The sequence below is a fragment of the Streptomyces sp. NPDC006235 genome (assembly GCF_040613735.1).
In the GTDB taxonomy this organism is placed as follows: Bacteria; Actinomycetota; Actinomycetes; order Streptomycetales; family Streptomycetaceae; genus Streptomyces.
Genome location: NZ_JBEXSR010000023.1, coordinates 119,547 through 131,064 on the forward strand (window position 1 = coordinate 119,547; position 11,518 = coordinate 131,064).

10 protein-coding genes are annotated in these 11,518 nt (G+C 72.3%); 5 read left to right on the top strand and 5 right to left on the bottom strand.

Features of this window, described 5'->3' with window-relative positions:
- Positions 1-14: 14 nt before the first annotated feature.
- Both ABZ192_RS25545 and ABZ192_RS25550 read right to left on the bottom strand, forming a co-directional pair.
- Complete coding sequence (locus ABZ192_RS25545) at positions 15-1,331, bottom strand: serine-threonine protein kinase (RefSeq protein ID WP_356926776.1); 1,317 nt, start codon at positions 1,329-1,331, stop codon at positions 15-17.
- Positions 1,332-1,423: 92 nt separating this feature from the next.
- Positions 1,424-2,659: a DUF1343 domain-containing protein gene (locus tag ABZ192_RS25550; protein WP_356926777.1), complete on the bottom strand. Its 1,236-nt coding sequence runs from the start codon at positions 2,657-2,659 to the stop codon at positions 1,424-1,426.
- Between the two features lie 197 nt (positions 2,660-2,856).
- Here ABZ192_RS25550 and ABZ192_RS25555 point away from each other — a divergent pair, with 197 nt between their 5' ends.
- Genes ABZ192_RS25555 through ABZ192_RS25565 form a run of 3 tightly spaced genes read left to right on the top strand, consistent with a single transcriptional unit; the run spans position 2,857 to position 5,913 of the window.
- Positions 2,857-3,630 (top strand): SDR family oxidoreductase, encoded by a 774-nt coding sequence (locus ABZ192_RS25555; protein WP_356926778.1) that lies wholly within the window; start codon positions 2,857-2,859, stop codon positions 3,628-3,630.
- Positions 3,627-5,291 (top strand): AMP-binding protein, encoded by a 1,665-nt coding sequence (locus tag ABZ192_RS25560; protein ID WP_356926779.1) that lies wholly within the window; start codon positions 3,627-3,629, stop codon positions 5,289-5,291. The genes ABZ192_RS25555 and ABZ192_RS25560 overlap by 4 nt, the downstream gene beginning before the upstream one ends.
- A 28-nt stretch (positions 5,292-5,319) precedes the next feature.
- Positions 5,320-5,913, top strand: a complete 594-nt coding sequence (locus tag ABZ192_RS25565; RefSeq protein WP_306968385.1) for a TetR/AcrR family transcriptional regulator — start codon at positions 5,320-5,322, stop codon at positions 5,911-5,913.
- 340 nt (positions 5,914-6,253) lie between these two features.
- Here ABZ192_RS25565 and ABZ192_RS25570 read toward each other — a convergent pair whose 3' ends face one another.
- Together ABZ192_RS25570 and ABZ192_RS25575 are read right to left on the bottom strand one after the other, a co-directional pair.
- Entirely contained in the window at positions 6,254-7,468 is a 1,215-nt protein-coding gene (locus ABZ192_RS25570) for an acyl-CoA dehydrogenase (protein WP_356926780.1), read from the bottom strand.
- Between the two features lie 5 nt (positions 7,469-7,473).
- On the bottom strand, positions 7,474-8,496 hold the full coding sequence (locus ABZ192_RS25575; RefSeq protein ID WP_356926781.1) for a phosphotransferase family protein: 1,023 nt from the start codon (positions 8,494-8,496) through the stop codon (positions 7,474-7,476).
- 198 nt (positions 8,497-8,694) lie between these two features.
- Here ABZ192_RS25575 and ABZ192_RS25580 point away from each other — a divergent pair, with 198 nt between their 5' ends.
- Entirely contained in the window at positions 8,695-9,639 is a 945-nt protein-coding gene (locus ABZ192_RS25580; RefSeq protein WP_356926783.1) for an NADP-dependent oxidoreductase, read from the top strand.
- A 32-nt stretch (positions 9,640-9,671) separates the two neighbouring features.
- Here ABZ192_RS25580 and ABZ192_RS25585 read toward each other — a convergent pair whose 3' ends face one another.
- Entirely contained in the window at positions 9,672-10,268 is a 597-nt protein-coding gene (locus ABZ192_RS25585; protein WP_356926784.1) for an XRE family transcriptional regulator, read from the bottom strand.
- A gap of 117 nt (positions 10,269-10,385) precedes the next feature.
- Here ABZ192_RS25585 and ABZ192_RS25590 point away from each other — a divergent pair, with 117 nt between their 5' ends.
- Complete coding sequence (locus tag ABZ192_RS25590) at positions 10,386-11,021, top strand: class I SAM-dependent methyltransferase (protein WP_356926785.1); 636 nt, start codon at positions 10,386-10,388, stop codon at positions 11,019-11,021.
- Positions 11,022-11,518 lie beyond the last annotated feature (497 nt).

The following is an 11,518-nucleotide window of genomic DNA, read 5'->3' on the forward strand; positions in this document are numbered from 1 at the left end:
GGTCCGGCGGCGGGTCAGCGGACGCGGCCCGCCGCCAGCACCAGCCGGGCCAGTTCCTCGTGCAGGATGTCGCTGTGCGCCCCGGCGGGCGGGCCGCCGCGTCTGACCACCGCCGCCACGTCGACGTTCACGCACCCCGAGCCGGGCAGCTTCGCCCGCAGGGCCTCGGCGAGGGTGTACGCGCGTGTGCCCGGCACCGCCTGCACCCCGTCGTAGCCCATCGCCCCCCACTTGGCGCCCAGGGCCCGCCCCAGGTCGAGGCCCGCGACCGACCGGCTGTCGCCCGCCATGCGGGAAGCCAGCGGATACATCGTGCCCAGGGCCGAGTCGTGCCGGGAGTGGCAGCACACCACAGGACCGTCGACGCGGTTCTGCTGCCCCTGGAGCACCCCTCCGGCGCGCGCGTCGTGGGGTAGCCGGGCCGCGAACGCGTAATGCGAGAACGCCCCTTGCAGCAGCGTCACCGACTTCACCGTGCGCACGCCCTCGGGGAGGCCGCGCAGCGCGAACGACACCAGCCGCGCGCCGAAACTGTGCCCCACGAGGTGCACGCGCACACCCGGCGCCGCCTTCGCGAGCTGTCCGACGACCCGGCCGAGCCCGCGCTCGCCGACGGTCCCCGCACGCCGTTTCATCGCGTAGTACGTCGCCTGCCGCAGCAACTCGTGCGCCCCCTCCCAGGGGTTGGGGAGGCCGAACCCCTGCCGTGCGCCGGACGCGTCGAGCTCCGCCAGCGCCCGCGCGAACTCCTCGCAGGCCGCCGCCGAGGAGCCGGCCAGCATCTCCGGCTCGCTCTGCGGCACGCCCTCCGCCACCGTGTCCGCCGCGAACAGCGCCTGCGGCCCGGGCGCCACCACCTCCACGAGCAGCCGCACCAGCCGCCCGAACTCCTCCAGTTCGGCCTCCTCCGGCGGTTGCTGCTCCAGCAGCCGGGCGATCTGCTCGACCAGGATCGCCCGGCCCGGGAAGGCCTCCAGCAGCGCGTGCCGCGTGTCCTTGTCGAGCACCGGGCGCCGGGGGAGCTCGGCCGCCACGGCCCGCGGGAAGTCCGGGATCGGTTCGTCGGAGAACCGCATCGCCGGCCACAGCACCCCGACGTACCCGATCCGGGCGGCCGGCGCCAGCCTCGGAATCGGCGCGAGGAAGCGGTCGTAGAGCCGTGTCGCGCCCGAGCGGTCGTTGTTCCAGCCGTGCGCGAAGACGACCAGGTCGCGCACCTTCCGTTCGCTCACCCCGGCGAGCAGCCGGTCGCGCCCGCGGCCCGCCGGGTCCCCGTCCGCGTCGAAGGTCAGCTCCCAGTAGGGACTCACACTCATCGCCGGATCCGCCATGACAGGCCCCCTGTTCCCCCGGGTTACGCCACGATGTGGCGCATCGTCCTGCCAACGGGGGAGCTTGGCCATACGTCACGGGCGCATTCGGCTCAGCGGTAGAGGAGGTATTTCCGCCGCATGGCGCGGAACGCCGCCAGGTCCTCCTGCCAGGCGGCCACCACCTCGTCGGTGTCCGCGCCCGCGTCGATCATCGTCCGTACGCGCGTGGAGCCGGTGAGCTTGTCGATCCAGTGGTCGGGGCGCCAGGCGAACCCGTCCCACACCTTCCGGGCGGTCACGAGCAGGGCGATGCCCGTCCGGACGGGATCGAAGACGTCCCGGTCGTGCACATGGACCTGTACACCGCCGATCGTCCTGCCCTGGAACTTCGAGAAGGTGGGCGCGAAGTACGCCTCCCGGAAGCGCACGCCGGGCAGGGCGAGTCCGTTCGCGGCGGCGGCCCAGCGGCGGTCGATGCCCTCGGCGCCGAGCAGTTCGAACGGCCGGGTCGTGCCGCGCCCCTCCGACAGGTTCGTGCCCTCGAACATGCAGGTCCCCGCATAGACCAGGGCCGTCTCCGGCGTCGGCATGTTCGGGCTCGGGGGCACCCAGGGCAGCCCCGAGGCGTCGTAGAACTCGGAGCGCTTCCAGCCCGACATCGTGACGGTCTCCAGCGGTACGGGCTCGGTCAGGAACTCTCCGTTGAACAGCCGCGCCAGTTCGGCGACGGTCATGCCGTGCGCCTGGGAGATGGGCTGCCGTCCGACGAACGTGGCGAACTCCTTGTGCAGGACGGGCCCGAGGGCCGCCCGCCCGGTCACCGGGTTGGGCCGGTCCAGGACCACGAACCGCTTGCCGGCGAGCTGGGCGGCCTCCATACAGTCGTAGAGCGTCCAGATGTACGTGTAGAAGCGGGCCCCGGCGTCCTGGATGTCGAACACGACCGTGTCCACGCCGGACGCGGTGAAGATGTCGGCGAGCGGCCGTCCGCTCTTGAGATACGTGTCGTAGACGGGCAGGCCGGTCGCCGGGTCGTCGTAGCGGCCCTCGGAGCCGCCGGCCTGGGCGGTGCCGCGGAAGCCGTGCTCAGGGCCGAAGACGGCCCTTAAATCCACTCGGGTGTCGGCGTGCATGACGTCGACGACGTGGCGGACCTCGCGGGTGATGCCGGTGGGGTTGGTGACGATGCCGACCTTCTGGCCGTCGAGCAGGGCGTAGCCGTTGCGGGCGAGTCGTTCGAAGCCGGTGCGGAGCTTTTTGCGGGGCTGGGCCGCGGCGGTGCCGGGGGAGGCTGAAACGGCTGCCGCCGTGGCCGCCGTGATGACGGCTCGTCTGGAAGGGCGCATGCGGTGACCTCCTTGAGCGGGGACGGTCGGCATGGGCACGGTATGCGCTCCCGCGGGCTGTGGGGAGGCTGCGGGCCGCCTGTGGCTTGTCGCGCAGTTCCCCGCGCCCCTTTCAGGGGCGTTGCCGGCAACCCTTCCCTGGTACATACCGACCGGTTAGTCTGGCGCTGTTGCTGAGCCGCGTTTTGAGGAGACCGATGGTGGGAGCCTTTCAAGGGGCTGGAGTCGTTGTCACGGGGGCCGGTGGCGGGATCGGAGCCGCGCTCGCCCGGCGGTTCGCCGCCGAAGGGGCCCGGATCGTCGTCAACGACCTGGACGCCGAGCGGGCCAAGCAGGTCGCGGACGAGGTCGGGGGTGTCGCCGTGCCCGGTGACGCCTCGGCGATCGTCGGCGAGGCCCGGGACGCGCTCGACGGGACCGTGGACGTGTACTGCGCCAACGCCGGTGTCGCCTTCGACGGCATCGATCCTGGTCAGGCGCTGGACGAAAAGGCCTGGGCGACCTCCTGGGACGTGAACGTCATGGCGCACGTCCGGGCCGCTCACGCGCTGCTGCCCGCCTGGCTGGAGCGGGGCAGCGGCCGGTTCGTCTCCACCGTCTCCGCCGCCGGGCTGCTCACCATGATCGGCGCCGCGCCCTACGCCGTCACCAAGCACGGCGCGCTCGCCTTCGCCGAGTGGCTGTCGCTGACGTACCGGCACCGGGGTGTGAAGGTCCACGCCATCTGCCCGCAGGGCGTGCGCACCGACATGCTGGCCGCCACCGGCAGCGCGGGCGACCTGGTGCTCCAGCCGACCGCGATCGAACCGGAGGCCGTGGCGGACGCCCTGCTGAAGGGCATCGAGGAAGACCGTTTCCTGATCCTGCCGCACCCCGAGGTCGCCGCGTACTCCCAGGCCCGGACCGGTGACCCCGACCGCTGGCTGACCGGCATGAACCGCATCCAGCAGCAGTGGGAGGAGAACCGGTGACCGAGTCCCGTTACGCGGCCCAACCCTGGCTGGACCTGCTGAACGACGCCCAGAAGGCCGCGATAAACCCCGCCGGCTCCCTCGTGCACGCCCTGCGCCGGGCCGTGGCCGAGACGCCGGACAGCGACTTCCTGGCCTACTTCGACGGCCGCCTGACCTACCGGGAGGTCGACGAGCTCAGCGACTCCGTCGCCGGGCATCTCGCGGCGCGCGGACTGCAGCGCCGCGACCGGGTCGGCGTACTGCTCCAGAACTCCCCGCACTTCGTGCTCGCCGTGCTGGGCGCCTGGAAGGCGGGCGCGGTCGTGGTGCCCGTCAACCCGATGTACAAGGCGGGCGAGGTGACCCACGTCCTGCGCGACGGCGAGGTCACCGCGCTGATCTGCTCGGACCGGGCGTGGGAGTCGTATCTGCGCGAGACCGCCGCGGACTCGCCCGTGCGGATCGTGCTCACCGCATGCGAGCTGGACTTCCAGACGCGCGGCGACGCGCGCGTGCTGACCTTCGAGCGGCTCCCGCAGGCCCCGGACGCCGACGATCTGGTCGCCGTGGCACGGGCCGGGCACAAGGCGCCGGGGGACCGGGACCCCGACCCTTCCGGCATCGCGCTGATCAGCTACACCTCGGGCACCAGCGGCGCGCCCAAGGGCGCCACCAACACGCACGGCAACATCATGTACAACGCCGAGCGGCAGCGGACCGGCCTGGGGCTGCCCGAGCGGCCCGTCTACTTCGCGCTGGCGCCGCTGTTCCACATCACCGGCATGGTCTGCCAGTTCGGCGCCTGCCTGAGCAGCGCGGGCACGCTCGTGCTGGCCTACCGCTTCGAGGCGGGAGTGGTCCTCGACGCGTTCGCCGAGCACCGCCCGCACTACACCGTCGGCCCGTCCACGGCGTTCATGGCGCTGGCCGCCCATCCGTCCGTCACCCGCGACCACTTCTCCTCCTTCCGGGTGATCTCCTCCGGCGGCGCCCCGCTGCCGCCCGCGCTGGTGGAGAAGTTCCGGGCGGGCTTCGGGCCGTACATTCGCAACGGCTACGGACTGACCGAGTGCACCGCGCCCTGCGCCTCCGTGCCGCCCGGCCTGGAGGCGCCCGTCGACCCGGTCTCCGGGACCCTCGCGGTCGGACTGCCCGGCCCCGACACGGTCGTACGGATCGTCGACGACAACGGCGACGAGGTGCCGTTCGGTGAACAGGGCGAGATCGTCGTCCGGGGGCCGCAGGTCGTGCCCGGCTACTGGCGGCGCCCCGACGCCACCGCCGAGACGTTCCCCGGCGGCGAACTGCGCACCGGTGACATCGGCTTCATGGACGAGCAGGGCTGGCTGTACGTCGTCGACCGCAAGAAGGACATGATCAACGCGTCCGGCTTCAAGGTGTGGCCGCGCGAGGTCGAGGACGTGCTCTACACGCACCCGGCGGTGCGCGAGGCCGCCGTCGTGGGCGTGCCGGACGGCTATCGCGGGGAGACCGTCAAGGCGTACATCAGCCTGCGCCCGGACGCCGACACGGACCCGGATGCACTCGCCGTCTACTGCAAGGAGAGACTGGCCGCCTACAAATACCCGCGCCAGGTGGAGATCCTGCCGGACTTGCCGAAGACGGCCAGTGGGAAGATCCTCCGTCGGGAGCTTCGTTCCCGGACGCAAGGCAACTGACAGCAGGACGGAAAGGCAGGTGGCGGCAGTGCCCAGGACGACGGACTCGGACGGCACCCCCGTACCTCAGCGGCTCCTGGCCGCCGCCACCCGGCTCTTCGCGGAGCAGGGCTACGACCGCACCTCGGTGCAGGAGATCGTCGAGGCGGCCGGGGTCACCAAGGGGGCGCTTTACCACTACTTCGGCTCCAAGGACGACCTCCTGCACGAGGTGTACGCGCGCGTGCTGCGCATCCAGCAGGAACGACTGGACGCCGTCGCGGGCGCCGACGAGCCGGTCGAGAAGCGGTTGCGGGCCGCGGCCGCGGACGTCGTGGTGACGACGATCGACAACCTCGACGACGCGATGATCTTCTGGCGGTCCATGCACCACCTGAGCCCTGAGAAGAACAAGCAGGTCCGCGCCGAGCGCCGCCGCTACCACGAGCGCTTCCGGGCGCTGGTGGAGGAGGGCCAGGAGGCGGGCGTCTTCTCCAAGGCGACGCCGGCGGACCTGGTCGTCGACTACCACTTCGGGTCGGTCCACCACCTGTCGACGTGGTACCGCCCCGAGGGCCCGATGAGCCCCCAGCAGGTAGCCGACCACCTGGCGGACCTGCTCCTACGAGCCCTGCGCCCGTAACCGCCCCCAGGGGGCTCCGCCCCCTGGACCCCCGGCCTGTCCCCACCCACCACCCGAAGCGGTCGACCGGAAGGCCGGGCCCCCAAGCCCGTCCGACGGATCGGCCGGCCGGGCTTGAAGTGCCGGGCTGAGTCGCTTCCCCCAGCCCGTCCGGCGTTTGAGAACGAGGCCGTTCAGGCCGAAGCGGGGCCCGGGGCGGCAGCCCCGGTGGGGGTGCAGGGGACGAAGCCCCCGCCGGGGCCTGGGGGCGCGGCCCCCAGCGGGGTCGAAGGGGCGGAGCCCCTGGAGGATGGGACGGGTAGGGGCGGCGGGGGCGAGAAACCCCGCCGCCCGCCGCGCGTCACACGTACCGCTTCAGCTCCCGCCGCGCCAGCGACCGCTGATGTACCTCGTCCGGCCCGTCCGCGATCATCAGCGTCCGCGCCCCCGCGTACAGCTCCGCCAACGGGAAGTCCTGGCTGACACCCCCCGCCCCGTGCAACTGGATCGCCCGGTCGAGAATGTCCACCACCGCCCGAGGCGTAGCGATCTTGATCGACTGGATCTCGGTGTGCGCCCCCTTGTTCCCCACCGTGTCCATCAGCCACGCGGTCTTCAGGACCAGCAGCCGCAACTGCTCCACGGTCACCCGCGCGTCCGCGATCCAGTTGTGCACGACACCCTGCTGGGCCAGCGCCTTCCCGAAGGCCGTCCGGGACACCGCCCGCCGGCACATCAGCTCGATCGCCCGCTCCGCCATCCCGATCAGCCGCATGCAGTGGTGGATCCGGCCGGGCCCGAGTCGCGCCTGCGCGATGGCGAAGCCGCCGCCCTCCTCGCCGATGAGGTTCGACGCCGGCACGCGCGCGTGGTCGAAGATCACCTCGGCATGGCCGCCGTGGGAGTGGTCCTCGTAGCCGAAGACCTGCATCGCGCGCGAGACCGTCACGCCCGGGGTGTCCCGGGGGACCAGGATCATCGACTGCTGACGGTGGATGTCCGAACCCTCCGGGTCCGTCTTGCCCATCACGATGAAGATCTTGCAGTCCGGGTGCATCGCCCCGGAGATGTACCACTTGCGACCGGTGACCACGTACTCGTCACCGTCCCGCTCGATGTGCGTGGTGATGTTGGTGGCGTCCGAGGAGGCCACCTCCGGCTCCGTCATCGCGAACGCCGACCGGATCTCGCCCGCCAGCAGCGGCTCCAGCCACTGCTTGCGCTGCTGCTCGTCCCCGAACTGGGTGAGCACCTCCATGTTGCCCGTGTCCGGTGCCGCGCAGTTCGTCACCGTCGGGGCGATGTGCGGGGAGCGCCCCATGATCTCGGCGAGCGGCGCGTACTGGAGGTTGGTGAGCCCGGCGCCGTACTCGGTGCCCGGCAGGAAGAGGTTCCACAGGCCCTGCCTGCGCGCCTCGGCCTTCAGTTCCTCGACCACCGCCGGGGTCTCCCAGGGGGAGGCGAGCCGGGCCCGCTGCTCCTCCGCGACGGCCTCGGCCGGATAGACGTACTCGTCCATGAAGGCCAGCAGCTTGCCGCGCAGCTCCTCGGTGCGCGCGTCGAACGCGAAGTCCATGTCCGTCAGCCTTCCTGAAGGGTGGTGAGACCGTGCTCGATGAAGACCGGGACCAGGTCGCCGATGCGGTCGAAGCCGCGTCCGACCGTCTGGCCCAGGGTGTAGCGGTAGTGGATGCCCTCCAGGATCACGGCGAGCTTGAACCAGGCGAACGCCGTGTACCAGGAGACCGCGGAGACGTCGCGCCCCGAGCGCGTGGCGTACCGCTCGATCAGCTCGGCCGGGTCCGGGTGCCCGGGCGCCTCCGCCGTCGTGGAGACGGGGGAGTCGGGGGCATCGAGCGGCAGGCTGTACATCGCCAGCAGGCCCAGGTCGGTGAGGGGGTCGCCCAGGGTGGACATCTCCCAGTCGAGGATCGCCTTGATGCGGTCGTCCTCGCCGATCAGGACGTTGTCCAGCCGGTAGTCGCCGTGCACCACGGCCGGGGCGGGGGAGGAGGGCAGCCGCCGGCCGAGCGTCGCGTGCAGCTCGTCGATCCCGGCCAGCTCGCGGTTGCGGGAGGCGTCCAGCTGCTTGCCCCAGCGCCGCAGCTGCCGGTCCAGGAAGCCCTCGGGCCGGCCGAAGTCGGCGAGGCCCACCTCGCCCGGGTCCACCGCGTGCAGTTCCACCAGCGCGTCCACCAGGTTCAGCACCGCGCCCCGGGTGCGCTCGGGACCGAGCGGGGCGAGCTGCTCGGCCGTGCGGTACGGGGTGCCCTCGACGAACTCCATGACGTAGAACGGCGCGCCGAGCACCTCCTCGTCCTCGCACAGCAGCACCGGCCGCGGAACCGGCACGGCGGTCGGGTGCAGCGCGCTGATCACCCGGTGCTCGCGCTTCATGTCATGCGCGGTGGCCAGGACATGGCCGAGCGGGGGCCGTCGTACGACCCACCGGGAGGTGCCGTCGGAGACGGCGTAGGTGAGGTTCGACCGTCCACCCTCGATCAGCCGGCCGGACAGTGCGCCGCTCACCAGGCCGGGCCGCTCGCGGTCGAGCAGGCCGCGCAGCCGGTCCAGGTCGAGTCCGGGCGGGTGGTCGGGGCTCATGCGTCGCTCCTACGGGCAGGTGAACAGTTCCCGACTCATGATGCCGACCGGTCGGTATGTCGTCCAGAGCGGGGCCGAAACGTGATCGGAGCCACGATAGGCCGACGACTCCCTCCATGGGGCGCCGGGAAGGTTTAGGCCGCTTCGTTCAGGCCATCCGGCTTGCGTGCCACGCGGCGAGCTTGGAGGGTCGGACCCATGAAGGCGATCAGCTACTCACGGTACGGCGGACCCGAGGTGCTGGCGTTCGGGGAGGCCCGCGATCCCAAGGTCGGCCCGGACTCGGTGCTCGTGAAGGTGCGGGCGGCCTCCGTGAACCCCGTCGACTGGAAGGCCCGCGAGGGCTACCTCGACGGGCTCTTCGAAGCCGCGTTCCCGGTGGTGCCCGGCTGGGACGTCTCGGGAGTCGTCGTACGGCCCGGGGTGGCGGTCTCGGAGTTCGACGTCGGGGACGAGGTCATCGGGTACGTGCGCGAGGACTTCCTCTCCCGCGGCACCTTCGCCGAGTACGTGGCCGCTCCCCTGCGCACCCTCGCGCCCAAGCCGCGCAACCTCTCCTTCGAGGAGGCGGCCGGACTGCCGCTGGTCGGGCTCACCGCCTACCAGGTGCTGCTCAAGGTGCTCCAGGTGAAGCGGGGCGAGACGGTGCTGGTGCACGCTGCGGCCGGCGGGGTCGGCTCGATCGCCGTGCAGCTCGCCGCCCACCTCGGCGCCCGGGTGATCGGCACGGCGAGCGAGCCCAACCACGACTTCGTGCGCGGCCTCGGCGGGGAGCCGGTGACGTACGGCGAGGGATTGGGCGAGCGCGTGCGGGGGTTGGCGCCCGAGGGGGTGGACGCGGTGTTCGACACGGTCGGCGCGGACGCGCTGAAGGTCTCGGCGAACCTGCTGGCCCCCGAGGGCCGCCTGGTGTCGATCGCCGACAACGACGTCGTGAACTACGGCGGCCGCTACTACTTCGTCCGCCCCGACGCCGAGGACCTCCGGCGGCTGTCCGAACTGGCGGAACAGGGCGTGGTGAGCGTGCACGTCTCCGAGACGTTCCCGCTGGAACGAGCGGCGGACGCACACCGGCTCAACGAGGAGGGCCGGACCCGGGGCAAGATCGTTGTGACGGTGGACTGGGAGCCGGAGGAGCCGTAGCCACCGGCCGGCGCCCTGCTCCCAGGGCCTTCCTACTCGACCGGGCTCTGTCTCGGTGCCGCACGGACGTGCGCGCGTTCGCCCTGCTTCCCGATGAGGCTCAGGTACTCGACGGGACCGGCGCTGGTGGCCCCGAACCAGTGCGGGGTGCGCGTGTCGAACTCCGCGGCCTCCCCGGACCTGAGGATGAGGTCGTGTTCCCCGAGGACAAGACGGAGCGTTCCGTTGAGAACGTAGACCCAGTCGTAGCCCTCGTGGGTGCGCAGATCGGGTTCGGTGTCGTCCTTTCCGGCCGGGAGGACGAACTTGTAGGCCTGGATTCCGCCGGGTCTACGGGTCAGCGGCAGGATGACCGAGCCGTCGCCGCAGGGGATGGGGCGCAGATTGATGCGGGGGTCGCCCGTCGGCGGCGCGTCGACGAGCTCGTCGAGCGTGACCCTGTAGGCGCGGGCGAGCGGCAGCAGCTGCTCGAGCGTGGGACGCCGCAGGCCCGCCTCGAGCCGGGACAGGGTGCTGGTGGAGATGCCGGTCTCCGCCGCCAGGTCGGCGAGCGTGACCTGCCGATGCAGCCGTAGGCGCCTCAACCTCGGTCCGACGGCGTCCAGAGTGCGGTCTATGGCCTCATCCATCCTGCCATTTTTCCATTCGGCAACGATGTTTGCGCATCCGCCCGGTCACTCGGCACCGTGACGAACGAACCGAGGAACGCACCCTCGGACAGCTGCCGCGAACGAGGAGGGCGATCTGTGACGCACGGATTCGACAAGGACTACTGGGAGCGGCACTGGCGACAGGGGCGAGCCGGGGGCCCCGGATCCATGGGCGGCAACCCGCCGAACCCGCACCTCGTTCGTGAGGCCGGCGGCCTGCCACCGGGCACGGCGCTGGACGCGGGATGCGGCGGCGGTGCCGAGGCGATCTGGCTCGCCTCCCGGGGCTGGCACGTCACCGCGGCCGACATCTCCTCCGAGGCCCTTGCCCGCGCCACCGAGCGGGCGGCGACGAGCGGTGCTGCCGAGCGCTTGCGGTGGGTCGAGGCGGATCTGGGCGCCTGGAGCCCGGGCACGCGGTTCGACCTGGTCATGACCCACTACGCCCACCCGGTCATGCCGCAGCTGGACTTCTACGACCGCATCGCCGGATGGGTGGCCCCCGGCGGCACGCTCCTCATCGTGGGGCACCTGCACACCTCGGACTCGACCGGCCACGGGCACCATCCTCCCGCCGAAGCGTCGGCCACCGCCGAGGCCATCACCGCGCGCCTGGACGGCAGGGAGTGGGAGATCATCACCGCCGAAGAGCACCACCGCGTCCTGGCCGGCCACGGGGGCCGGGCAACCCCCCTCCACGACGTCGTCGTCCGCGCCGCGCGACGCCGGTAACCCACCCGTCCTACGGCACCGGGGCCCCCGGCTGCTCCACGCCATGACGGACGGCGCCTTGCCTTCCGGCCTGTGGGACGCCCCGCCGCCTGTCCCTGCGGGGCCCCGGCGCGGGACACCCAGTTCCCCGACCGGCACTCGCAGCGTGCGGTGCCCGGCACTGGCGTGCGGCCCGCGGTGGCCGGCCGCCTGCGGCGCGCGGCCTCGGCCGGCGTGCGGCTCCGCACAGTATGGCGCCGCGGTGTCTGGTGTAGGCGCCGGCGGACAGCCGCCCGCGGTGCGAGGCCCCGGCTGGCGCTCGCAGCGTGCAGTGCCCGGCACTCGCGTGCGGCCCGCGGTGGCCGGCCGCCTGCGGCGCGCGGCCTCGCCCGGCGTGCGGCTCCGCACAGCATGGCGCCGCGGTGTCTGGTGTAGGCGCCGGCGGACAGCCGCCCGCGGTGCGAGGCCCCGGCTGGCGCTCGCAGCGTGCAGTGCCCGGCACTGGCGGGCCTGGCCCA